The organism is Mycoplana sp. ABR4_002 (genome assembly GCF_056159645.1).
Window position 1 is genome coordinate 3,607,501 of sequence record NZ_JBSWVO010000001.1, and the last position, 21,581, is coordinate 3,629,081.

Annotated in this window: 22 protein-coding genes (1 of these 22 running past the window's edge); 6 read left to right on the top strand and 16 right to left on the bottom strand. The window is 69.1% G+C overall.

What is annotated here, in order from left to right; translation table 11 throughout:
* A protein-coding gene (locus ACXAGF_RS17105; RefSeq protein WP_475018572.1) for a M23 family metallopeptidase crosses the window boundary here: on the top strand, positions 1 to 828 show its 3' end. It extends 1,152 nt beyond the left edge of the window; only the last 828 of its 1,980 coding nucleotides appear in the window; its start codon lies beyond the left edge, outside the window; its stop codon occupies positions 826 to 828.
* A 150-nt stretch (positions 829 to 978) separates the two neighbouring features.
* Here ACXAGF_RS17105 and clpB read toward each other — a convergent pair whose 3' ends face one another.
* The 6 genes from clpB to ACXAGF_RS17135 all read right to left on the bottom strand — a co-directional run bounded on the left by clpB (position 979) and on the right by ACXAGF_RS17135 (position 10,600).
* Positions 979 to 3,594 carry an ATP-dependent chaperone ClpB gene (gene clpB / locus ACXAGF_RS17110; protein WP_475018573.1) on the bottom strand — a complete coding sequence of 872 codons (2,616 nt, stop codon included), beginning with the start codon at positions 3,592 to 3,594 and terminating at the stop codon, positions 979 to 981.
* Between the two features lie 332 nt (positions 3,595 to 3,926).
* Complete coding sequence (locus ACXAGF_RS17115; RefSeq protein ID WP_475018574.1) at positions 3,927 to 4,580, bottom strand: DUF4167 domain-containing protein; 654 nt, start codon at positions 4,578 to 4,580, stop codon at positions 3,927 to 3,929.
* Positions 4,581 to 4,923: 343 nt separating this feature from the next.
* Complete coding sequence (gene prmC, locus ACXAGF_RS17120; RefSeq protein WP_475018575.1) at positions 4,924 to 5,787, bottom strand: peptide chain release factor N(5)-glutamine methyltransferase; 864 nt, start codon at positions 5,785 to 5,787, stop codon at positions 4,924 to 4,926.
* Positions 5,788 to 5,789: 2 nt separating this feature from the next.
* Entirely contained in the window at positions 5,790 to 6,872 is a 1,083-nt protein-coding gene (gene prfA / locus ACXAGF_RS17125; RefSeq protein ID WP_475018576.1) for a peptide chain release factor 1, read from the bottom strand.
* 116 nt (positions 6,873 to 6,988) lie between these two features.
* Complete coding sequence (ptsP, locus tag ACXAGF_RS17130) at positions 6,989 to 9,256, bottom strand: phosphoenolpyruvate--protein phosphotransferase (RefSeq protein ID WP_475018577.1); 2,268 nt, start codon at positions 9,254 to 9,256, stop codon at positions 6,989 to 6,991.
* A 69-nt stretch (positions 9,257 to 9,325) separates the two neighbouring features.
* The gene (locus tag ACXAGF_RS17135) at positions 9,326 to 10,600 is read right to left on the bottom strand and encodes an aspartate kinase (protein ID WP_475018578.1); all 1,275 of its coding nucleotides are present in this window, start codon (positions 10,598 to 10,600) and stop codon (positions 9,326 to 9,328) included.
* Positions 10,601 to 10,847: 247 nt separating this feature from the next.
* Between ACXAGF_RS17135 and ACXAGF_RS17140 the strand changes: the two genes are divergently transcribed.
* Together ACXAGF_RS17140 and ACXAGF_RS17145 are read left to right on the top strand one after the other, a co-directional pair.
* Positions 10,848 to 11,249 carry a YybH family protein gene (locus tag ACXAGF_RS17140; RefSeq protein ID WP_475018579.1) on the top strand — a complete coding sequence of 134 codons (402 nt, stop codon included), beginning with the start codon at positions 10,848 to 10,850 and terminating at the stop codon, positions 11,247 to 11,249.
* Between the two features lie 11 nt (positions 11,250 to 11,260).
* Positions 11,261 to 11,875, top strand: a complete 615-nt coding sequence (locus tag ACXAGF_RS17145; protein WP_475018580.1) for a GNAT family N-acetyltransferase — start codon at positions 11,261 to 11,263, stop codon at positions 11,873 to 11,875.
* An 11-nt stretch (positions 11,876 to 11,886) separates the two neighbouring features.
* Here the strand turns inward: ACXAGF_RS17145 and ACXAGF_RS17150 are convergent, their stop codons facing one another.
* Positions 11,887 to 13,650, bottom strand: a complete 1,764-nt coding sequence (locus tag ACXAGF_RS17150; protein ID WP_475018581.1) for an adenylate/guanylate cyclase domain-containing protein — start codon at positions 13,648 to 13,650, stop codon at positions 11,887 to 11,889.
* Between the two features lie 709 nt (positions 13,651 to 14,359).
* Here ACXAGF_RS17150 and ACXAGF_RS17155 point away from each other — a divergent pair.
* Positions 14,360 to 14,779 carry a hypothetical protein gene (locus ACXAGF_RS17155; protein ID WP_475018582.1) on the top strand — a complete coding sequence of 140 codons (420 nt, stop codon included), beginning with the start codon at positions 14,360 to 14,362 and terminating at the stop codon, positions 14,777 to 14,779.
* Positions 14,780 to 14,846: 67 nt separating this feature from the next.
* Positions 14,847 to 15,596, top strand: coding sequence for a bifunctional 2-polyprenyl-6-hydroxyphenol methylase/3-demethylubiquinol 3-O-methyltransferase UbiG (gene ubiG, locus ACXAGF_RS17160; RefSeq protein ID WP_475018583.1), 750 nt, complete (start codon positions 14,847 to 14,849; stop codon positions 15,594 to 15,596).
* 70 nt (positions 15,597 to 15,666) lie between these two features.
* Here ubiG and ACXAGF_RS17165 read toward each other — a convergent pair whose 3' ends face one another.
* The 5 genes from ACXAGF_RS17165 to ACXAGF_RS17185 are packed head-to-tail and all read right to left on the bottom strand — an operon-like array spanning position 15,667 to position 18,590.
* Positions 15,667 to 16,263 (bottom strand): DUF3291 domain-containing protein, encoded by a 597-nt coding sequence (locus tag ACXAGF_RS17165; protein WP_475018584.1) that lies wholly within the window; start codon positions 16,261 to 16,263, stop codon positions 15,667 to 15,669.
* A gap of 2 nt (positions 16,264 to 16,265) precedes the next feature.
* The gene (locus ACXAGF_RS17170; protein ID WP_475018585.1) at positions 16,266 to 16,694 is read right to left on the bottom strand and encodes a DUF1178 family protein; all 429 of its coding nucleotides are present in this window, start codon (positions 16,692 to 16,694) and stop codon (positions 16,266 to 16,268) included.
* Positions 16,691 to 17,548 (bottom strand): carbon-nitrogen hydrolase family protein, encoded by an 858-nt coding sequence (locus ACXAGF_RS17175; protein WP_475018586.1) that lies wholly within the window; start codon positions 17,546 to 17,548, stop codon positions 16,691 to 16,693. Before ACXAGF_RS17175 ends, ACXAGF_RS17170 begins: the two co-directional genes overlap by 4 nt.
* A 12-nt stretch (positions 17,549 to 17,560) precedes the next feature.
* Positions 17,561 to 17,818: a glutaredoxin 3 gene (grxC, locus tag ACXAGF_RS17180; RefSeq protein WP_475018587.1), complete on the bottom strand. Its 258-nt coding sequence runs from the start codon at positions 17,816 to 17,818 to the stop codon at positions 17,561 to 17,563.
* Positions 17,819 to 17,855: 37 nt separating this feature from the next.
* Complete coding sequence (locus ACXAGF_RS17185; protein ID WP_475019334.1) at positions 17,856 to 18,590, bottom strand: ComF family protein; 735 nt, start codon at positions 18,588 to 18,590, stop codon at positions 17,856 to 17,858.
* Between the two features lie 127 nt (positions 18,591 to 18,717).
* On the opposite strand from ACXAGF_RS17185, the gene ACXAGF_RS17190 reads away from it, so the two are divergent.
* Positions 18,718 to 19,596 (top strand): methyltransferase domain-containing protein, encoded by an 879-nt coding sequence (locus ACXAGF_RS17190; RefSeq protein WP_475018588.1) that lies wholly within the window; start codon positions 18,718 to 18,720, stop codon positions 19,594 to 19,596.
* A gap of 34 nt (positions 19,597 to 19,630) precedes the next feature.
* Here the strand turns inward: ACXAGF_RS17190 and ACXAGF_RS17195 are convergent, their stop codons facing one another.
* From ACXAGF_RS17195 to ACXAGF_RS17210, 4 genes are all read right to left on the bottom strand, one after another.
* Positions 19,631 to 19,801, bottom strand: a complete 171-nt coding sequence (locus ACXAGF_RS17195; protein ID WP_475018589.1) for a Flp family type IVb pilin — start codon at positions 19,799 to 19,801, stop codon at positions 19,631 to 19,633.
* A 62-nt stretch (positions 19,802 to 19,863) separates the two neighbouring features.
* Complete coding sequence (locus ACXAGF_RS17200) at positions 19,864 to 20,187, bottom strand: hypothetical protein (RefSeq protein WP_475018590.1); 324 nt, start codon at positions 20,185 to 20,187, stop codon at positions 19,864 to 19,866.
* A gap of 193 nt (positions 20,188 to 20,380) precedes the next feature.
* Complete coding sequence (gene mutT / locus ACXAGF_RS17205) at positions 20,381 to 20,797, bottom strand: 8-oxo-dGTP diphosphatase MutT (protein WP_475018591.1); 417 nt, start codon at positions 20,795 to 20,797, stop codon at positions 20,381 to 20,383.
* The gene (locus ACXAGF_RS17210) at positions 20,794 to 21,561 is read right to left on the bottom strand and encodes a GNAT family N-acetyltransferase (protein WP_475018592.1); all 768 of its coding nucleotides are present in this window, start codon (positions 21,559 to 21,561) and stop codon (positions 20,794 to 20,796) included. Before ACXAGF_RS17210 ends, mutT begins: the two co-directional genes overlap by 4 nt.
* Between the last annotated feature and the right edge of the window lie 20 nt (positions 21,562 to 21,581).

Sequence of the window (21,581 nt, forward strand, 5' to 3'; positions counted from 1 at the left end):
GCCTCCGGCCGCGACCTGCCGCGCGTCTATGACGGCATCTACCGCGCCGCCCTCTCCTACGGGATGGGCGAGGACATGACCGGCGAGATGATCCGCATCCTCGCCAGCAACGTCGACTTCCAGGCGCAGCTGCGGCCGAGCGACACGCTCGAGGCCTTCTTCTCGGTCGCCGACGACAGCGGCGTGGCGACGGCGGAGTCGGTGCTGCTCTTCCTCAACGCCCATTTCGGCGACAGCGAGACCCGCGTCTACCGCTTCCAGAGTCCGGACGACGGCTCGATCGACTACTACGACCAGGACGGCAAGAGCATCCGCCAGTTCCTCCTGCGCAACCCGCTGCCGAACGGCCGCTTCCGCTCCGGCTTCGGCATGCGCCGCCACCCCATCCTCGGCTTCTCGCGCATGCACACCGGCGTCGACTGGTCGGCGCCGCGCGGCACGCCGATCATCGCCGCCGGCAACGGCACGGTCGAGCGGGCCGGCTGGGATTCGGGCGGCTACGGCAACCAGACCCTGATCCGTCACGCCAACGGCTATGTCTCCTCCTACAACCACCAGAGCGCGATCGCCAAGAGCGTCAAGCCCGGCACCAAGGTGCGCCAGGGCCAGGTGATCGGCTGGGTCGGTTCGACCGGCCTGTCGACCGGCCCGCACCTGCACTACGAGCTGATCGTCAACGGCAACAAGGTCGACCCGCTGAAGATCCGCCTGCCCGGCGGCAAGTCGCTCGACGGCAAGGCGCTGGCGCAGTTCCAGACCGAGCGCAAGCGCATCGACGACCTGCTCGGCCTCAAGGACGGCGACGCCGAGGTCGCCGCCAAGGAATAGCCCGCGCGCCGCCCCGCGGCGTTTCCGGATCGTCCCGCATCGCCCCTTTTGCGTATTTTGTACGATAGCCCGTTGCGCCGATGCCCGTCGCGCGAATGCGCGCGGGGCTCTTGCTCGCGCGCCGCCTGTCTGCTGGCGGCCGGAAGGCGCTCAGGCCGCCTCGCTCTTGCTGCCCCTGACATGGAACAGCAGCCGGTCGGAGCCGGCGCCGACCTTCACCGTCGAGGCGTCCGGGATCTCGTCCGACAGGATCTTCTCGGCGAGCGGATCCTGCAGGTACTTCTGGATCGCGCGCTTCAGCGGGCGCGCGCCGTAGACCGGGTCGTAGCCCTTGTCGGCCAGCCAGTGGACCGCGTCCTCGTCCATCTCCAGCGTAATCTTGCGCTCCGACAGCAGATGCCGCAGCCGCTGCAGCTGGATGTCGACGATTGCGCCCATCTCCGACCGCCGCAGCCGGTGGAACAGGATGATGTCGTCGACGCGGTTGAGGAACTCCGGCCGGAAGTGCGCCTTGACCACCGCCATCACCTCCTCGCGCACCGTGTCGCTGTCCTCGCCCTCGCCGAGCTGGGTCAGGTATTCGGCGCCGAGGTTCGAGGTCATGATGATCAGCGTGTTGCGGAAGTCGACCGTGCGGCCCTGGCCATCGGTCAGGCGACCGTCGTCGAGCACCTGCAGGAGCACGTTGAACACGTCCGGATGCGCCTTCTCGATCTCGTCGAACAGGACCACCTGGTACGGCCGCCGGCGCACCGCCTCGGTCAGCGAGCCGCCCTCCTCGTAGCCGACATAGCCGGGCGGAGCGCCGATCAGCCGGGCGACGGAATGCTTCTCCATGTACTCCGACATGTCCATGCGCACGATCGCCGTCTCGTCGTCGAACAGGAACCGCGCCAGCGCCTTGGTCAGTTCGGTCTTACCGACGCCGGTCGGTCCGAGGAAGATGAACGAGCCGATCGGCCGGTTCGGATCCTGCAGCCCGGCGCGGGCGCGGCGCACCGCGCGCGAGACCGCTTGCACCGCGTCGCCCTGGCCGACGACCCACCTGGCGAGCTCGTCCTCCATGCGCAGCAGCTTGTCGCGCTCGCCCTCGAGCATCTTGTCGACCGGAATTCCGGTCCAGCGCGAGACGACCTGGGCGATGTTGTCGGCGGTGACCACCTCCTGCACCATCGAGGCGGCCTCGCCCTTGTCCTGGCCGCCGTCCTGGCCCTCGGCCTCCTGCAGGTCCTTCTCCAGCTGCGGGATCACGCCGTAGGTCAGCTCGCCCGCGCGCTGGAACTCGCCCTTGCGCTGCACGATCGCCAGTTCGTTGCGGGCCTCGTCGAGCCGCTTCTTCAGGTCGGCGGCAAGGCCCAGCTTGCTCTTCTCCGCCTGCCAGCGCGCCGTCAGCGCGGCCGATTCCTCCTCGAGCGCGGCAAGGTCGAGCTCAAGCTTCTCCAGCCGGTCGGCCGAGGAACGGTCGGTCTCCTTCTTCAGCGCCTCGCGCTCGATCTTCAGCTGGATGATGCGCCGGTCGAGCTCGTCCAGCTCCTCGGGCTTGGAGTCCACCTGCATGCGCACGCGCGAGGCCGCCTCGTCCATCAGGTCGATCGCCTTGTCCGGCAGGAAGCGGTCGGTGATGTAGCGGTTCGACAGGGTCGCCGCCGCCACCAGCGCCGAATCGGCGATGCGCACCTTGTGGTGCTGCTCGTACTTCTCCTTCAGGCCGCGCAGGATCGAGATCGTGTCCTCGACCGTCGGCTCCTCGACGAATACCGGCTGGAAGCGCCGCGCGAGCGCGGCATCCTTCTCGACGTGCTTGCGGTACTCGTCGAGCGTGGTCGCGCCGACGCAGTGCAGCTCGCCGCGGGCCAGCGCCGGCTTCAGCAGGTTGGAGGCGTCCATCGCGCCGTCGGCCTTGCCGGCGCCGACCAGCGTGTGCATCTCGTCGATGAACAGGATGATCTCGCCGTTCTCGGCCTGCACCTCGCTCAGCACCGCCTTCAGCCGCTCCTCGAACTCGCCGCGATACTTCGCCCCGGCGATCAGCGAGCCCATGTCGAGCGCCATCAGCCGCTTGTCCTTCAGGCTCTCGGGCACGTCGCCGTTGACGATGCGCAGTGCCAAGCCCTCGGCGATCGCGGTCTTGCCGACGCCGGGCTCGCCGATCAGCACCGGGTTGTTCTTGGTGCGGCGCGACAGCACCTGGATCGTCCGGCGGATCTCGTCGTCGCGGCCGATCACCGGGTCGAGCCGGCCCTCGCGCGCCTCCGCGGTCAGGTCGCGCGCATATTTCTTCAGCGCGTCAAAGCCCTGCTCGGCGTTAGCGCTGTCGGCGGTGCGGCCCTTGCGCACCTCGTTGATCACCTGGTTCAGCTTCTGCGGCGTAAGGCCGGCCTTGGCGAGGATGTCGGCGGTCGCAGCCGATTTCTCGATCGCCAGCGCCAGCAGCAAGCGCTCGACCGTGACGAAGCTGTCGCCGGCCTTCTTGGCCGCCTCCTCGGCAGTGGCGAAGACGCGGGCGAGCGGCTGCGCCAGCGACAGCGAGCTGTTGCCGCCGGACGTCTTCGGCAGCTTGGCGAGCGCCGCCTCGGTGGCAAGCCGCGCCTCGCGCGCGTTGCCGCCGGCGCGCTCGATCAGCGACGACGCCATGCCCTGGTCGTCGTCGAGCAGGACCTTCAGCACGTGTTCCGGCGTGAACTGGGGATTGCCGTCGGCGAGCGCCTTGGTCTGGGCGGACTGCAGGAAGCCGCGGACGCGCTCGGAATATTTCTCGATGTTCATAATATGACCTCCATAGCTCGGCCGGCCCGCTTCGGCACCGGTCGACGGTTCAGGATCAGGCCCCCGTCAGGCGAGCCTGTCATTGGCGAAACGCAGTTGCGTTGCGTTGCCCCAACATTCGGACCGAATATGGGGTGGCGGTAGCGAAATTAAAGGGAGGACAACCGCTGCCCGGCCGCAAAGATTGCCGGCGCGCACGGCCGCACCCTTCGCCCGCGACGGTTCTGCGATCCGATCGCCGACCGGCCCTGGCAAACGAAAAACCGCCCGCGGCGGCGTGCCACGGGCGGTTCCTGATCCTGTCGGGCGCGCAGTTGCGGCCCGGCCCTGGCTCACTCCGAGCCGGTCGCTTCCAGCACCGGGCCATCGGTGGCCGGCGCCGGGTCCTCGCCGCCCTGCTGGCCCTCGCCGCGGCGCGGGCGCCGCTGGCGCGGGGCGTTGCGCCGGCGCGACGGCTGGCGTGCGCCCGAAGCCTCTTCCTCCAGCGAAACCTCCGCCGGCGTGCCTTCGATGACCGGCTGCGGGCCGGAGCCATCGATCACCGCTTCCGTCACCGCGACGGCGGCCGGAGCCGGCGCGGCAGGCGCCGCGGCCGGAGTCGAAGCGGCGGTCGGCACCTCGTCGGCGGCGAAATCGCCGTCGTCGTCCCGGTCGAACCCGTCGCGGTCGGCAAGGTCGCTGCGATCGTCGCGCTGATGGCGTTCCTGCATCTGCTGCTGGGCCGCAAGGATGATGCGGTTGTAGTGCTCGGCGTGCTGCAGGTAGTTTTCCGCTATCACGCGGTCGCCGGAACTCTGGGCGTCGCGGGCGAGCGCCGCGTATTTTTCGGCGATCGTCTGCGCCGTGCCCCTGATCTTCACGTCCGGGCCGGAACTGTCATAGGTCCGGGTCAGCGGATTGCCGCCCTTGCGGAAGTTGTTGTTGTTATTGTTGTTATTGTTGTTGTTACGCCCGCGGCCGCGCTTGTTTTGCTGTCCTGGCCTCATATTTCACTCACCTGAAGTCTAGTCTTGATGATGATCATGTATCTGCACCGCCCGACCGCAAACGCCGGTCCGGGCGAATTTCGTCGGCGAACACACCACGCCTGTCGGTGGTCCTGTCGCGCTAAACGTCAAAGTAACAGGTACCTGCACAGAGCAGCTTCGAACCCCAGCAACTCTTCTGTGAGAGAAAGCTTCGCGTCGGTCATATCAGAACGAGTCTGCTTTTGATGACCTTTGCCCGGTGCCTAGCTGCAACCTATCCCGCTTCCCCGCTGATTCCAAGCCTTTTCTTTGCGATATCTTCGCAACGGCGAAAAGAAGTTGTGCGTTATCCGCATTCCTGTCAATTCGCGGCGAAGACGAGGACACGGTCGTTTCCGCCGAGATCCCGGACCGCATCGAGCAGCAGGAAGCCGTTGCCGAGCATCAGGTCCGTAACCGCCTGCTTCTGGTCGAACCCGATCTCGAGGCCGACGACCCCTCCCGGCGCGAGGTGACCCGCGGCGCCTGCGGCGATGGCGCGATAGGCATCGAGCCCGTCGTCGCCTCCGTCCAGCGCCCGCCTCGGGTCGAATCGCCTCACCTCCTCGGCGAGCCCGTCGACCACGGACGAACGAATATAGGGCGGATTCGACACGATTATGTCAAAGCTGCCGGCGACCGCAGAAAACCAGGCGCCGAGCGCGGTCTCGAATCGATCGGCCACGCCGTTCAGCTGGGCGTTGGCCCGCGCCGTTTCAAGGGCGCCGGCCGCAACATCGGTGCCGGTACCGAAAACGCCGGGCACCGAGTCGATCAAGGCAAGGCAGATCGCGCCGGTGCCGGTGCCGAGGTCGAGCACCCGGCAGCCGCCCTTCTCCGCCACGATCCGCTGCGCCAGCGGCACGAGGCGGTCGACGAGGACTTCCGTGTCCGGCCGAGGCTCCAGCGTGTCGGGCGACAGCGACAGCGTCAGGCCGAAGAACGGGCGGCTGCCGAGGATGCGATAGACCGGCTCCCGGTCGAGGCGGCGGGCGACGGCGCCTTCAATCTGCGCGCGTTCGTCCGCCGACAACACGCGCGCGCCGCCGGCGATGAAGGCGGCCGGCGCCAGCTGCAGCAGGCCGCCGACGAGCAGCCGCGCCTCGCGGGCCGCATCGTCGATGCCCGCGGCGGCCAGGCGCCGGCGCACCTCGGCGAACGCGTCCGCGACCGTCAGCGCCGCCATGGTCAGCCCCGCTGTTCGGCCAGCTGCGCCAGCTGGCCGGCCTGGTAGTCGGCCAGCAGGGCATCCACCACCTCGTCGATTTCGCCCTCCATCATCCGGTCGAGCTTGTAGAGCGTCAGGTTGATGCGGTGGTCGGTGACGCGGCCCTGCGGGAAGTTGTAGGTGCGGATGCGCTCGGAGCGGTCGCCCGAGCCGACCTGGCTCTTGCGGTCGGCCGAGCGCTCGCTCTCGGCGCGCTGGCGCTCCATGTCGTAGAGGCGCGAGCGCAGCACCTGCATCGCCTTGGCGCGGTTCTGGTGCTGCGACTTCTCCGAGCTGGTGACGATGATGCCGGTCGGCAGGTGGGTGATGCGCACGGCCGAATCGGTGGTGTTGACGTGCTGGCCGCCGGCGCCCGACGAGCGCATCGTGTCGATGCGGATGTCTTCCGGCCGGATCTCGATGTCGATGTCCTCGGCCTCGGGCAGCACCGCCACCGTCGCCGCCGAGGTGTGGATGCGCCCGCTCGCCTCAGTCTCCGGCACCCGCTGCACGCGATGCACGCCGGATTCGAACTTCAGCTTGGCGAACACGCCGCGGCCGGTAATCGTGGCGATGATTTCCTTGTAACCGCCGGCCTCGCCTTCGCTCGCCGACAGCACCTCGACCTTCCAGCTGCGCGCGCCGGCAAAGCGCTCGTACATGCGAAACAGGTCGCCGGCGAACAGCGCCGCCTCCGAGCCGCCCGTGCCGGCCCGGATTTCCAGGATCGCGCTCTTCTCGTCGGCGGCGTCCTTGGGCAGCAGCAGGATCTGCATGTCCTGCTCCAGCGCCTCCAGCCGGGTCCTCAGCTCCGGCAGCTCCATCTCGGCCAGCTCGCGCATCTCGCGGTCGGTGCCCTTGTCGGCCAACATCGCCTCGAGCCCGGCGATCTCCGTTTGCGCCTTCTGGTAGTCGCGGATCTTCGCCACCACCGGCTGCAGCTCGGAATATTCGGACGCCAGCCGCACATAGGTCTCCGAATCGGGACCGGCGGACATGCGCGCCTCGATCTCGCCGAAGCGGCGCTCGAGCTCAGCCATCTTTTCAACCGGAAGCTTCGCCACCGTAGAACTCCAGGATATCCCCGCGCGCGGCGGCAGGCCGGAAGGCGATTGCCGGGACCCGTGCGCGGATGTTGACGATCGGGCGAAACGACGCGCCCGCAAGGGCGCATCGATCGCTACAAGGGAATGCCGTTGTCGGCGGCAAAATCGGTCAGGATCTGGCGCACCGTCTGCGTCGGCCGGGCCTCGTCCAGGGCCGCGTCGAGGACGGCCGCAAGCTTTTCGGTGTCGAGGTTGAGCAGCATCGCCTTGACCGGCCCGAGCGCCGTCGCCGACATCGACACCGAACGGTAGCCGAGCCCGAGCAGCGCCATCGCCGCGATCGGCTTGCCCGCCATCTCGCCGCACAGCGTCACCGGCGTCTGGTGGCGCGCGCCGGCGCGCACGATGTCGCGCAGCACCCGCAGGAACGGCCGGCCGAGGGTGTCGAACCGGTCGGAGACGCGGGCGTTGCCGCGATCGACCGCCATGGTGAACTGGAACAGGTCGTTCGAGCCGACCGAGACGAAGTCGACCTCGGCCATCAGCTCGTCCAGCTGCCACAGCAGCGCCGGCACCTCCAGCATCGCGCCGAATTGCAGCCGGTTTGGCAGCTGCTCGCCGATCTTCGACTGCCGCTCGATCTCCTTTTGCAGCAGCGCGCGGGTCTCGCGCAGCTCGGCGACCTCCGTCACCATCGGCAGCATCAGCCGCAGCTCGCTGCCGGCGGTCGCCCGCAGCAAGGCGCGCAGCTGCGTGCGCAGCAGTCCGGGCCGGTCGAGCGACAGCCGGATCGCCCGCCAGCCGAGCGCCGGGTTCTCCTCGGCGGCGCTGCGGAAATAGGGCACGACCTTGTCGCCGCCGATGTCGAGCGTGCGGAACGTCACCGGGCGGCCGCCCGCCTGTTTCAGCGCGCTGCGGTAGAACGCCTCCTGCTCTTCCGCCTTGGGCATGGTCGAGGCGATCATGAACTGCAGCTCGGTGCGGAACAGGCCGATCCCGAGCGCCCCCGATTCGGCCAGGTGCGGCAGGTCCACCAGGAGGCCCGCGTTCATTTGCAGGTTGATGTGCTTGCCGTCCTTCGTCACCGGCTCGACCGCGACCAGCGCGCGGTACTGCGCCTGCCGGCGCGCCCTGAGGCGGACCTTGTCCTCGTAGGAGCGCTGCAGGTCCTGCACCGGGCGCAGGTGCACCTTGCCCTCGTCGCCGTCGATGATGATCGCGTCGCCGTTCTCCGCCAGCGCCACCGCGCCGGCCGCCTGGCCGGTGACCGGAATGCCCATGGCGCGGGCGACGATCACCACATGGCTGGTCACCGCGCCCTCTTCCAGCACCAGCCCGCGCAGGCTTTCGCTCGGATAGTCGAGCAGCTCGGCCGCGCCCATGGCGCGCGCGACGACGATCGCGTCGTTCGGGAAGCTCGCCCTCGACAGCTTGGCGCCATAGCCCGTCAGCTGCCGCAGCAGCCGGTTGGCGAGGTCGTCGAAATCATGCATGCGCTCGCGCAGGTAGGGATCGGACAGGCGGATCATCCGCGCCTTGGTCTCGCTCTGCACCCGCTCGACCGCCGCCTCGGCGGTCAGGCCGTTGCGGATCGCCTCTTCCAGCTTGCGCACCCAGCCGCGGTCGTGGGCGAACATGCGGTAGGTCTCGAGCACCTCGCGGTGCTCGCCCTCGACCGGCACGTCGCGGCGCGACAGCATGTCGTCGATCGAGATGCGCAGCGACCCGAGCGCCTCGGCCAGGCGCCCGAGCTCGTGCTCGGAATCGTCGTTGAGCAGGTTGGTCACGACGATGCGCGGCTCGTGCAGCACGACATAGCCGAGCCCGATGCCCTCGCCGAAGCTGGCGCCGTCGATCGTCACCGGGCGCGACAGGTCGAGCTCCAGACCCGGCTTGGTGATCTTCTTCAGCTCCCCCGTCGCCACCATCTCGGCGATGACCATGGCGGTCGTCTCCAGGGCTTCGACCTCGTCCTCGCGATAGGTGCGGCTTGCCTTGTTCTGCACGACGAGAACGCCGAGCGCGCGCCCGGTGCGCAATATGGGAACGCCGAGGAAGGAGTGGTAGATCTCCTCGCCCGTTTCCGGCAGGTAGCGGAAGGCGGGGTGCGACTGCGCGTCGGAGAGGTTGAGCGGCTGGGCCGAGGCGGCGATCGTGCCGACCAGGCCCTGCCCCATCTTCAGCTGCGCCAGGTGGACGGCGCCGGGATTGAGACCTTCGGTGGCGTACAGCTCGAGGATGCCGTCGGACCGCAGCACGTAGACCGAGCACACTTCCGCGACCATGTTCTGTGCGATCTGGCGCACGATCTGGTCCAGGCGCTCCTGCGGCTCGAGCGGCTCCGCCATCAGTTCGCGCAGCCGCTTGAGAAGTACGCGCGGACCCGCGGAGAGGTCTCTCATCGCGTGGCGTCTCCCGAAAAATGAACCCATCCTGGAATGGCCGGGCGGACGCCCGGCGAATCCGGCCTCTTACTTCTTATCGAGACCGTAGACGGAATGCAAAGTACGGACCGCCAGTTCCGCGTAGGGGCCGTCGATCAGGATCGAGATCTTGATTTCCGAGGTGGTGATCGCCTTGATGTTGATGCCCTTGTCGGCCAGCGCTCGGAAGGCCGAGGCGGCGACGCCCGCGTGGCTGCGCATGCCGATGCCGATGACCGAGACCTTGACGAGGCCGGCCTCGTGCTGGATCACGTCGAAGCCGACCGTCTCCTTCACCCCTTCCAGCACCTTGATCGACTTCTCGACGTCGCCCGACGGCACGGTGAAGGTCATGTCGGTCTTCGAGCCGTCCTCGGAGATGTTCTGGACGATCATGTCGACGTTGATGTGGGCCTCCGCCAGCGGCCCGAAGATCGCCGCCGAAACGCCGGGCCGGTCGGCGACGCGCCGCAGCGAGATCTGCGCTTCATCCTTGGCATAGGCGATGCCGGTTACGACTTCCTGTTCCACGATCTCATCCTCATCACAAATCAGCGTACCGGGCGGGTTCAGAAGATCGCCCATGCCCGGCGCATCGGGATCCTCGAAGGACGAGCGCACGAAGGTGCGCACCTTGTGCACCATGGCGAGCTCGACCGAGCGCACCTGCAGCACCTTGGCGCCCAGCGAGGCCATTTCCAGCATCTCCTCGAAGGCGATCTTCTTCAGCCGCCGCGCCTTCGGCTCGATCCGCGGGTCGGTGGTGTAGACGCCGTCGACGTCGGTGTAGATGTCGCAGCGGTCGGCCTTCACCGCCGCGGCGATCGCCACCGCCGAGGTATCCGAGCCGCCGCGGCCGAGCGTGGCGACGCGGTTGTCCGGGCCGAGCCCCTGGAAGCCGGCGACGACGGCGACCTGGCCCTCGCCCATGCGGCGCACGATCTCCGCGCCCTCGATGTCGAGGATGCGGGCGGCGCCGTGGGCGTTGTCGGTCCGGATCGGGATCTGCCAGCCCTGCCAGGAGCGGGCGTTGATGCCCATCGACTGCAGCGCGATCGCCAGCAGCCCCGAGGTCACCTGCTCGCCCGAGGCGACGATCGTGTCGTATTCGCGGGCGTCGTAGAACGGCGAGTTGGCGCCGGTCGCCTTCGGCATCCCCTGCACCCAGCCGACCAGCTCGTTGGTCTTGCCCGACATGGCGGACACGACCACCGCGACCTCATGGCCGGCGTCGACCTCGCGTTTGACGTGGCGCGCGACATTGTGGATGCGGTCCAGGTCAGCGACGGAGGTCCCGCCGAATTTCATCACGATGCGTGCCATGTCTCTTCTGCCGGTCTGGTGGTCGCGCGAAACGCGCGCAAAAAAGTCGCGGGCTCTCTTAGCGGAAGCGGGCGCGGGGCGCAATGGCAAGCCGGGCGGCAGCGCCGCGGCGCAGGCTCTGCGCCCGCGCTATTCGGCCGGGGCACGGTTGCATCGGCCCGCAGAACGGCCGATCATGCCCCGCACCAGTCTGGCGAGAACACCGCCGCCGCGCCCGGAGCGCCGGCGCGCGGGGCACGGAGATACCATGACCGACGATTTCCACGCCTTCATCCAGAAACGCAAGGAGGTCGCGCGCGCCTATGTCAACGGCGACGCCGGCCCGCTCGAGAAGATCGCCGTGGCCGATTCGCCGGCGAGCTTCTTCCATCCCATGGGGCCGGTGGTCGAGGGCGCCGTGGAGGTGCTCGCCCGCTATGTCGGCGACGCCGCCGCCTTCGACAACGGCGGCGAGAGCGACATCGAGATCATCCACATGGGCCATGACGGCAAGTTCGGCTACTGGGTCGGCTACCAGAACGCCAGGGCCCGGCTGAAGGGCGTTCCCGATCCGATCCCCATGCGCCTGCGCGTCACCGAGATCTTCCGCCGCACGAACCAGCAATGGCAGCTCGTCCACCGCCACGCCGACATGTGCGACACGGCCTGAGGAAGCCCCCCTTGCCCCAGCACCCATCGCCCGAGGCCCCCTTGCCCGAGGACTCGCCGTCCCCGCCGCCCTTGTCCCCGCCGTCCTTGTCCCCGCCGTCCTTGTCCCGGGCGACCGACGCTCCCGCGGCCAGCGTCCGCGCCGCGACGCCGGCGGATGCCGTCGCCATCGGCGCGCTGCTCTCGGCCAGCTACGGCCGGCTGTTCGCGCCCGCCTATGACGAGGCGCTGCTGGCGCGGGCGCTGCCGTTGCTGACCAAGGCCAACCCGGTGCTGATCGCCTCCGGCCGCTATTTCCTGGTCGAACGGGCGGGGTCTGGCGCGCTCGGCTGCGGCGGGTGGTCGGACACCGGCCCCGGCGGGGTGGCGCTGCCGCCCGGCACGGCCCATCTTCGCCATTTCGCCACCCATCCGGATCACCTCGGCCGCGGCGTCGGGCGGCTGCTCTACCGCGAGTGCGCGCGCACCGCCTCGGCCGCCGGCATCACCGCCTTCCATGTCTATGCCAGCCTCAACGCGGTGCCGTTCTACGCGCGGCTGGGCCTCGCCGCGCTCGGCCCGCGCGACATCGTCATCGCCCCCGGCCTGGTGCTTCCGGCAGTCGAGATGGCCGGCGCGGTACGGTAAGACGCCTCCGGTCAGGCCTGCAGTGCGATCGCCAGCCCCGCCTTGCGCAGCCCGTCGAGGAAATGCGCGCGGTGCTCGGCCAGCGCATAGGGCGCGAAGATCCGCCAGTAGCCGGCAAGGTCGGCCGGCGCCGCGGCCCGTGCGTCCGCCACCAGTTGCTCCAGCCCGTCGCCGCGGCCGAGCTGGCCGAGGCATGCCAGCGCGACGACGAGGTTGAAGTAGCCCCTGCGCAACGAGAGGGCGCGTTCGGCCGAACGCAGCGCCTCCTCGTAGTCCCCCAGATGGTACTGCGCCAGCGCGATGCGGTTGCGGAACAGGTAGGTCAGCGGATCGTGGGGGCTGAGCCGGCGCGCCGTGTGCAGCGGGCCGAGCGCCTCCTGGAAGTGGCCGGCGAAGATCCGCGCCCAGCCGAGCGCCATGTGCGCCAGCGCGCAGTTCGGGTTCAGGTCGATCGCGCGTTGCGCCTCCTCGACCGCGGCCGCCGCCCGTTCCTGGGCGAAGCGGGCGAGGCACATCGCGTAGTGGGCATAGGGATCGCGCTCGTCCAGCTCCACGGCGAGCGCCGCGGCCGAGCCGAGTTCGGCGCAGTCGCGCGCGTGATCGTCGCTGAAGCCGAAGAAGCAACGCGCATAGATGGCGCGCGCCAGCATCATGTAGGCCCGGCTGAACCCGGGGTCCAGCGCGATGGCGCGCCGGTCCCACGCAATCGCCTCGGCGAAGGTCTGCGCCGTGTCCTGCTTGTTGTGCAGCCACGTGCCGCGCATCAGCGACTCGTAGGCGTCGAGGTTCTGCGTCCCCCGCAGCAGCACCCGCCGGCTCTCGCCAATCATGATCTCCGGCTCGATCGCGCCGACCACGTTCTGCGTCAGCTCGTCCTGGATCGCGAAGATGTCGGAGAATTCGCGGTCGTAGCGCTGCGCCCAGAGATGCACGCCGGTCTCCGCCTCGATCAGTTGCCCGGTGACGCGGATCCGCGTTCCGGCCCGCCGCACGCTGCCCTCGACGAGGTAGCGCACCCCGAGTTCGCGGCCGATCTGCTTCACGTCCACCGCCCGGCCCTTGTAGGCGAAGGAGGAATTGCGGGCGATGACGAAGAACCAGCGGTAGAGCGACAGCGCCGTGATGATGTCCTCCGTCAGTCCGTCGGCGAAGAACTCCTGCTCCGGGTCGCCGGACAGGTTGACGAACGGCAGCACCGCGATCGAAGGCTTGTCGGGCAGCGCCAGTGGCCGGCTCAGCGTCCTGGGAGCGTCCGGTTCGGCGTTCTGCCAGTCGACGCGGTGCGCCGCGACCAGCCGGGGAATGTTCTTCAACCGCCGTGCGCCGAGCGGCACCAGCGGAAAATCCAGCTTGCCCTCGATCTGCTCGCGCAGCGCCCCGGAGATGCAGATGTCCTCCGGCGCGGCGACGTCCTGCAGGCGCGCCGCGACGTTCACGCCGTCGCCGAGCAGGTTGTCGCCCTCGCTCACCACGTCGCCGAGATTGATGCCGACGCGCAGTTCCAGCCGTCGCTCGGGCGGCAGGTCGGCGTTGCGGCGATGGAGGGCCCGCTGGATCGCCACGGCGGCGCGCACCGCCTGCACGGCACTGTGGAATTCCGCGACGACGCTGTCGCCGGCCGAGGAGAAGATCCGGCCGCCATGCTCGGCGATCAGGTCGGCGATGGTGATGCGGTAGGTGTGCAGCGTCGCGAGCGTTCCTTCCTCGTCCGCAGCGACAAGGCGGCTGTAGCTTGCAACGTCGGCGGCGAGAATGACGGCTAGCGTGCGTTCCAAGGGGACCCGCCCCTCCCTCGGCATGTTGCCAGAGCCCGCACAGCCTAGCGCATAACCCCGGCAAGCGGAATCGAATTCCGGCCGGCGCCGTCCCCGCCGGCGCCGCTCGCAGGTCCCCGTCCGGTTTCGCCCCTGCGCCCCCGGGGCGGGGACGGCAGGGCCGCTACGGCCAAAAAAATCAGTCGTGATTACAAACGGTTGTCAAAACATTCCGGCCCCATGGATCCCCGCCCGTCGCCGTGCGCCTAGGATAGTGCCGTCCCGCCGCTGGATACACCGGAAAGCGTTGCCGGCGAGGCGGGACCGGTGCCCCGGCTGCATGGCGGAAACGCGCGCCCTCGGCCGGGGGCCCGGCAGAAAATGGCTTCCCCCTCGCCCTTGCGGGCGGGGCGTGCCTGTGCGGCACACATAGCTGGACCGGCGACTGGGCGCTTGCCCTTTCGTGCGCGCCGCGGGCTGAAAAGAAGCAATACGCCCCGCGAGCCCACCCTGGAAAAGGCGCCGTCATCCGCGCAGAGAAGCCGAAGTTGCCGTGGCACAAGACACTGAAGCGGGGCACGTCGTGTGTCACCTTTTCGTTCTAGCTGTCGGCACAGGACGTGTCCCGGCCGAATGCCCCGGTCGAAGGATCGGGATCGAGATGGGAAGAGGCACGACACGGACGCAGACTGCGCCGCGTGAACGCAGCCGCGCGCGATCGGAGGCCGCAATGGACGAGACGAAGCAACCGGGCCCCCTGCCGCCGGCCGAGGTGCGCCGGTTCTGCCGGCTGGCCGCGACCGAGCTGCTGTTGCCGCAGGTCGCCTGCCGCAGACGCCGCTGCCGCCGCAACCGCACCTGCCTCGGCCGGGTCGCGCCGATGCGGTTTCGAGATGACGGCGCCCTGCTCGAACTGCCGCTTTGCGCCGCCGCCGCCGCGCTCGACCGGTTCAGCCTGTTCTGCGAAACCGTCTCGCATATGATCGCGCGGTCCGCCCGGGGAGAAGAGGCCGGCCGCGTGCCGGATCCCGCCCGCCATGGGCCGGACGACCGCCCCTGGCACCAGCCGCCGATCCGTATCGAGTTCGCCGACCGGCCGGTAGTGACGCAACGTCGGCGCCTGCGCCGGTTCCGGCGGCCGCCGGCATGACCGGGTCCCTTGACTTCGCGCCGCAATCGTCCGACTTCAGCACCTGAACGAACAAGGGAGAGCCTTCATGAGCGAGACCGCCCGCACGACCATCGACCAGGCCGAGGTCGACCGCTTCTCGGCGATGGCGGCGGAATGGTGGGATCCGACCGGCAAGTTCCGGCCGCTGCACAAGTTCAACCCCGTCCGCCTGGCCTATGTCCGCGACCTCGCCGCCGAGCACTTCGGCCGCGATCCGAAGGCCCCGCGGCCGCTCGAGGGCCTGCGCGTGCTCGACATCGGCTGCGGCGGCGGCCTCTTGTCAGAGCCGATGGCGCGCATGGGCGCTGCCGTGCTCGGCGCCGACGCCTCGGAACGGAACATCGGCATCGCCAGGACGCATGCCGCCGGCAGCGGCGTCGAGGTCGACTACCGCGCCGTCACCGCCGAGGCGCTGGCCGAGGCCGGCGAGAGCTTCGACATCGTTCTCAACATGGAGGTGGTCGAGCACGTCGCCGACGTCGAGTTCTTCCTCACCACCTGCGCGGCGATGGTCCGGCCCGGCGGCATGATCTTCGTCGCCACGATCAACCGCACGCTGAAGGCGGCGGCCCTTGCGATCTTCGCCGCCGAGAACGTGCTGCGCTGGCTGCCGCGCGGCACCCACCAGTACGAGAAGCTGGTCCGCCCCGAGGAGATCGAAAGGCCGCTCGCCGCCGCCGGCCTCGCGGTCACCGACCGCACCGGCGTGTTCTTCAACCCGCTCTCCAACCAGTGGAGCCTGTCGAAGGACATGGACGTGAACTACATGCTGGTCGCCCGCCGCCCGAAGCTGTGAGCGCGGTCCGGGTCCGGCCGCAGCCGCGGTGACGGGCCCTCGGGCGGCGCCATCCCGCCGGGCTGCCGGGCTAGGCTTTCAGTGACAGCACGTGGGCCAGCAGCGGCGCCTGGGCCGCCGCGTTGGCGATGGCGATGGCCCGGACGCGCAGCCGGTCGACCGTCGTCGCTTCGCCCGACGGGGTGAAGGGGTCCTTGAAGGTGAAGGCCTGCGGGCTTGCGCCGTGATCGTGAAGATGTTCCAGCCGGGAGACGCCGTCCGCCCATTCCGGCCGGCGTCCGGCCTCGATCCACCAGAGCACCAGCGGCGGCCAGTCCTGCTTGCGGTTCCAGTTGCGCGCGTGCTTCAGCGCGTCGGCATGGACACCGTTGTAGGCGAAGGCCATCAACGATTCGATGTCGCGCCAGAGCGACAGCGATGAGGGTGCGGTTTCGAAGCCGGTCCCCCGGATGTAGCGTGGAAAGACCTGCGGCCCCCAACTCTCCGGCTCGTCGCCTTCGCCATAGCCAGAGCGCCCGAGGAAGCCGTCCGCGAGCGCCGCGGCGTCGAAGTTCGCCGCTTCCCGAAGACGGAAGCCTTCCACGGCCGCACTGTCGTAGTCGTCGACGTGAAGCCCGAAATTGTAGATCGCCAGATGATGGGTTGACACGCGGCGACCGGGCATCATGTTCAGTTCTTGTCGTCGGGGAGCACCGGCAGCGGGGCGATCTCGACGCCCTCCTCGATGAGCGCGCGCGCCTCGTCCGGGGTCGCCTTGCCGATCAGCCCGCGCTGCTCGCTCTCGCCGTAGTGGACCTTGCGCGCCTCCTCGGGGAAGCGCTCGCCGACGTCCTCGGAGTTGGCCTTGATGGTGGCGACGAGCTCGCGCATCTTGTCCACGACCTCCCTGTTGTGGGCGTTCATCACCGCCTGGCGCCGCGCCTCCTTGCGCCGCGCCGTCGACACCGACGGCGCCATCAGCTTCTTCGTCACCCGCGGCGAGCCGCAGGCCGGGCAGCTGACGAGCGCGCGCTGCTTCTGCCGGTCGAAATCGTCGGCGGAGCCGAACCACGCCTCGAATTCGTGGGCGTTGTCACAGACGAGTTCGTAGCGGATCAAGCGGCAACGCCTCCCGTCGTCGGCGGCACGACCTCCTCCACCGTGAAGCCTCGGCCGTTCTTCAGGTTGGGGATGCGGTCGTGCGCGGCCTTGACCGCGCCGACGTCGATCTCGGCGGTGATCACCGTCTCGCCGGTGCCGCCGGCAATCGCCAGCACCCGGCCCCACGGGTCGATGATGATCGAGTGGCCGAAGGTCTCGCGCCCGTCCTGGTGCTGGCCGGCCTGGGCGGCAGCGACGATGAACACGCCGTTCTCGATGGCGCGGGCCCGCAGCAGCGTTTCCCAATGCGCCTCGCCCGTCTGGCGGGTGAAGGCGGCGGGCACGGAGATGATCTGCGCGCCGGCCTGGGCTTCCGCCTTGAACAGCTCGGGGAAGCGCACGTCGTAGCAGATGGCAAAGCCGAGCTTGCCGAACGGCAGGTCCGCCAGCCGCGCGACGCTGCCGGGGCTGTAGACCGCGCTCTCGCGCCAGCTCTCGCCATTGTCGAGGTCGACGTCGAACATGTGGATCTTGTCGTAGCTGCAGATGCGCGCGCCGCCGGGGGCGAACAGGAAGCCGCGGTTGGCGATCTTGCCGTCGGCAACGGCGATCGCGGTCGAGCCGACATGGACATAGATCCCGAGCTCGGCCGCAAGGCCGGCGGCGGTGCGGACCACGACGTCCTCGTCCTCGCCCGTAAGCACCGCCTGCAGCCCGGCCCGGTCCTTCTGCACAGCGCCGGTCATCTCCGGCGTCTGCACGTAGGTCGCACCCGCAGCCGCGGCCTGGCGCACCAGGCGCGCCATCGCCTCGGCGTTTTCCTGCGGGTCGGTGCCGGAGCACATCTGGATGGCGGCAATCTTCACGGACATCGTTATCTCCTCTCAGGCCGCCAGCATCACGTCGAGCTTGCCCTCGCGTTCGAGCGCGTGCAGGTCGTCGCAGCCGCCGACATGGGCGTCGTCGATGAAGATCTGCGGGAAGGTGCTGCGGCCGTTGGCCTTGCGCATCATCTCCTGCCGCAGGTCCGGCGCACCGGTCGCGTCGAATTCGGTGTAGGCGACGCCCTTGGTCTCGAGAAGTCGCTTGGCGGCCGAGCAATAGCCGCAAGCCTGCCGCGTGTAGATCACTACCGATGCCATGCCTGCAATGTCTCCGTAAGCACTGGTTCCTTCACCCTCATATATGGTCGGCAAGCGCCCTTGCAAAGGTCAAAACGCCGACCTCGGCCGCGCCGCCACGCCGCAGCGCCCGCGTCGCGGCGGAAACCGTCGCCCCGGTGGTGTAGACGTCGTCGACGAGGACGACGCGCTTGCCGGACAGCAGCGCCCTGCCGGCAGCGGTCGTTGTGAACGCCCCCTGGACGTTCTGCTGCCGGGCTCGGGCGCCGAGCCCGATCTGGTGCCGGGTCGAGCGCGTGCGCTGCAGCGCGCCGACGACCAGCGGCGTTCCGGTCTGCCGGGCGATTGCCCGCGCCAGCTCGCCCGCCTGGTTGTACCGGCGGGCCAGCAGGCGGTAGCGATGCAGCGGCACCGGCACGATCGCGTCGCAGCCCTCGATCATCCCGTCGGCCGCGCGCAGCATCCAGGCCGCCATCATCGGCGCGAGGTCGGTCCGGTCGCCATACTTCAGCCGGTGCACCAGCGCCCGGGCGAGGCCGTCATGCACCACCGCCGAACGCAGCCGCGCAAACGGCGGCGGACCGGCGATGGCGTCGGCGCTGAGGATGCCGGCGCCAAGGTCGTGCGTGAAGGGAAGGCCGAGCACCTCGCAGTAGGGCCGCTCGATGAAGCGCAGCGACGCCCAGCAGCGCCCGCAGACGCCCGCATGGCGGCCAAGCAGCACCTGGCAACCGGGACAGCACGGCGGATAGACGAAGTCGATCGCCGCTGCGGCCGCGGTGCGCCCGCGCATCAGGATGTCGTGAAATCTGGCGAGCGCGGTTTGCGTCACGCGGTTGACATTCCTATCTCCATGGCGCCATTGCAGCGCCCAGCACCCGCCGCCGGCGAACGCCGCGGCCCAGAGACGGAAGTGTTCCTTGGAAGCGATCTTCGATCAAGCCCTGGTTGAGAAAAATCGGCTGCGCGCGCTAGGGTCGCCGCCCCCGCCGGCCGACTTCCTGCTGCAACTGGCGGCCGAGGAGCTGTCCGAACGGCTGGCGGTGATCGAGCGCCGCTTCGACGACGCGGTCGAGATCCACGGCTATAGCGGCCTCGTGGCGCGGGCGCTGCCGGCGACGGGCAAGGTCGGTCGGGTCGCGCGCATCGAGACCGATGCCCGCTTCGCCGCGCCGGGCGAGGAACGCTTCACCAGCGCGCCGCTGGAACGGCTGCCGCTGGCGCCAGCCTCGGTCAACCTCGCCGTATCGCCGCTGTCGCTGCACCTGACCAACGACACGCCGGGGGTGTTCGTGCAGATCCGCCGGGCGCTCAAGCCGGACGGGCTGTTCCTCGCCGCCATCCCCGGCGCCGACACGCTGCAGGAGCTGCGCGAGGTGCTGCTGCAGGCGGAGGCCGAACTGACCGGCGGCGCCAGTCCGCGCGTCATCCCCTTTGCCGACATCCGCGACATCGGCGCCCTGCTGCAGCGCGCCGGTTTCGCGCTGCCGGTCACCGACAAGGAGACCTACACGGTCCGCTATGATTCGATCTTTCCGCTGATGCGCGACCTGCGCGCCATGGGGATGGCCAATCCGCTGGTCGCCCGCAGCCGCAGGCCGCTGTCGCGGGCGTTCTTCCTGCGCGCCGCCGAGCTCTATGCCGAGCGCCATTCCGACCCGGACGGCCGCATCCGCGCCACCTTTTCCATCATCTACGCGTCCGGCTGGGCGCCGCACGAGAGCCAGCAGAAGCCGCTCAAGCCCGGATCGGCAAAGGCGAGCCTGGCCGAAGCGCTCAAGGCCCGGACGACCGGCTAGGGCGCCCGGCCCGTCCGGAGCTCCGCCGGGACCGTCAGCCCACGCCCATGATGGTGTCGCTGATCAGCGTCAGCGTCGCCAGCAGCGCGTCGCTGAAGGCGGTGAGCCCGGCCAGCAGGCCGATGGCGATCAGGGCCGCGATCAGGCCGTATTCGATCGCGGTGGCACCGCTACGGTCCTGCATGAAGGATTTGAGCATACGCATTACGACCTCGCTCCCTTGAACTTCAGGGTACTTGCCGGGGATGCGCGAGGTCGCCTGCCGTATCAGCAGCCGCTCGAGACACCGTTCCCGTCGACGATGCAGATTGCACCGGGCATTTCCTGCAGCACGCTTCGGCGAACCGTATAGCGCTTGCCTTCGCCGCGTTTCGGCACCGACCCGGTCGAGATCATGTCGAACTCGTCCGGCGAATGCGCCATCACGCGGGTATTGGTCTTGGAGGAGAGCACGGGGGTCAGGACCAGCGCTAGCGCGATCGCTGCCGTGCCGAACAGCAGGGCAAGGTTGAGAACGCCGGTGCGGCGATTGCCGGAGACCGTCGTCAGTTCCTTGTCCTGAACTGCTTGCCAGAATTCGTCGTCCCGCATTTCCCGTAACTCTCGAAGGAATTCTACACTGGTGCGCCTTGCGCCACTGCCCGCAGCGCTTCACGCACCGGATGAAGTGCCGAAACGTTCCCGCGTCTCGAGACGCAGCCACGCTCTCGCACGAGCTATAATAGGCCGGCGGATATAAACGATGGATTAACGAACGGCGAAATGCCCGCGCGCAAACGCGCGTTCACAAAAGGTCCATGAGATAGGGAATGAGCGGCTCGTCGGCTGGCGGCATGGGGTAGTCCCGCAGCATCTTCGGCCGGACCCATTTGATCGCCTGCCCCTCGCGGCCGTGCGCCGTTCCCTCGAAGCGGCGGCAGATGTAGAGCGGCATCAGAAGATGGAAGTCGTCGTAGGTGTGACTGGCAAAGGTCAGCGGCGCGAGGCAGGCCGCCTTGGTGGTGATGCCGAGTTCCTCCTCGAGTTCGCGGATCAGCGTCTCCTCCGGCGTCTCGCCGGCCTCGACCTTGCCGCCGGGGAATTCCCACAGGCCGGCGAGCGTCTTTCCTTCCGGCCGCTGTGCCAGAAGGATGCGCCCGTCCGCGTCGACCAGGGCGCAGGCGGCGACGAGCAGGAGCTTGCGGGCGGCCGGCTCGGTCATGGCTGCTCCGGCCCGCGGTAGACGTAGCGGTAAACCTCGCGGAAGCCGGCGTTGCGGTAGAGCGCCACCGCCTGCTCGTTGTCGAGCTCGGCCTGCACCCATGCCCGCTTCGCGCCGCGCAGCCGCGCCCAGCGCATCGAGGAATGCAGGATCGCCGTGCCGATGCCCCGGCCGCGCAGGTCCGGCGCCACGGCAAGCTGCAGGATCCCGGCGAGGTCGTTGTCCTGAACCGTCAGCGACACCGCCGTGGGGCCGAAATCCGGCGCCTCGAAGATGAACAGGCCGGTCTCCGGTTTGATCGCGTTGACGATCTCGGTCAGACCCGGCTTGAGCGAGGTATCGTCGCCTGCGACCCTGATGCGGGCGTCAACGAAGCGGCCGACGTCACGGCTCGGCAGGTGCTCGACGCCGTCGGTGCTCTCGGCCGCCGGGACTTCCGCAAGATCTGCCATCATCACGGACGTCTCGCCGACGCCGCTCCAGCCGGCCGCGTCCATGAACGCCACGAGCGGCGGCGGCGAAAGCGGGGTCTGGCGCACCAGCAGCGGCCGCCCGTAGTCGGCGAAGCGCTTGGCCGCCTTCTCGAGGCGCGCGGCGATGTCGCGGGTATCGGAGGGATCAAGCGGATTGACCGAATTCAGTCGCCGCGACGGGTGGCCGGCGGTCAAGCGCACCAGCCAGCTGCCGTCGTACTGCGTGGATGCGGCCGGCCAGGCGCGGAAGCCGACGGCCTCGAGCCGGCGCACGCTGGGCAGATCAGCCATGGCGTTCCACTCCCTCGACC

Coding starts and splice junctions, on each gene's coding strand:
- ubiG (WP_475018583.1), top strand. CDS start 14,847: ATGAGCGAGACCGCCCGCACGACCATCGACCAGGCCGAGGTCGACCGC.
- ptsP (WP_475018577.1), bottom strand. CDS start 9,256: ATGAGAGACCTCTCCGCGGGTCCGCGCGTACTTCTCAAGCGGCTGCGC.
- clpB (WP_475018573.1), bottom strand. CDS start 3,594: ATGAACATCGAGAAATATTCCGAGCGCGTCCGCGGCTTCCTGCAGTCC.
- ACXAGF_RS17115 (WP_475018574.1), bottom strand. CDS start 4,580: ATGAGGCCAGGACAGCAAAACAAGCGCGGCCGCGGGCGTAACAACAAC.
- ACXAGF_RS17155 (WP_475018582.1), top strand. CDS start 14,360: ATGGACGAGACGAAGCAACCGGGCCCCCTGCCGCCGGCCGAGGTGCGC.
- grxC (WP_475018587.1), bottom strand. CDS start 17,818: ATGGCATCGGTAGTGATCTACACGCGGCAGGCTTGCGGCTATTGCTCG.
- ACXAGF_RS17165 (WP_475018584.1), bottom strand. CDS start 16,263: ATGATGCCCGGTCGCCGCGTGTCAACCCATCATCTGGCGATCTACAAT.
- mutT (WP_475018591.1), bottom strand. CDS start 20,797: ATGACCGAGCCGGCCGCCCGCAAGCTCCTGCTCGTCGCCGCCTGCGCC.
- ACXAGF_RS17195 (WP_475018589.1), bottom strand. CDS start 19,801: ATGCGTATGCTCAAATCCTTCATGCAGGACCGTAGCGGTGCCACCGCG.
- ACXAGF_RS17210 (WP_475018592.1), bottom strand. CDS start 21,561: ATGGCTGATCTGCCCAGCGTGCGCCGGCTCGAGGCCGTCGGCTTCCGC.
- ACXAGF_RS17135 (WP_475018578.1), bottom strand. CDS start 10,600: ATGGCACGCATCGTGATGAAATTCGGCGGGACCTCCGTCGCTGACCTG.
- ACXAGF_RS17175 (WP_475018586.1), bottom strand. CDS start 17,548: ATGTCCGTGAAGATTGCCGCCATCCAGATGTGCTCCGGCACCGACCCG.
- ACXAGF_RS17140 (WP_475018579.1), top strand. CDS start 10,848: ATGACCGACGATTTCCACGCCTTCATCCAGAAACGCAAGGAGGTCGCG.
- prmC (WP_475018575.1), bottom strand. CDS start 5,787: ATGGCGGCGCTGACGGTCGCGGACGCGTTCGCCGAGGTGCGCCGGCGC.
- ACXAGF_RS17185 (WP_475019334.1), bottom strand. CDS start 18,590: ATGCGCGGGCGCACCGCGGCCGCAGCGGCGATCGACTTCGTCTATCCG.
- ACXAGF_RS17200 (WP_475018590.1), bottom strand. CDS start 20,187: ATGCGGGACGACGAATTCTGGCAAGCAGTTCAGGACAAGGAACTGACG.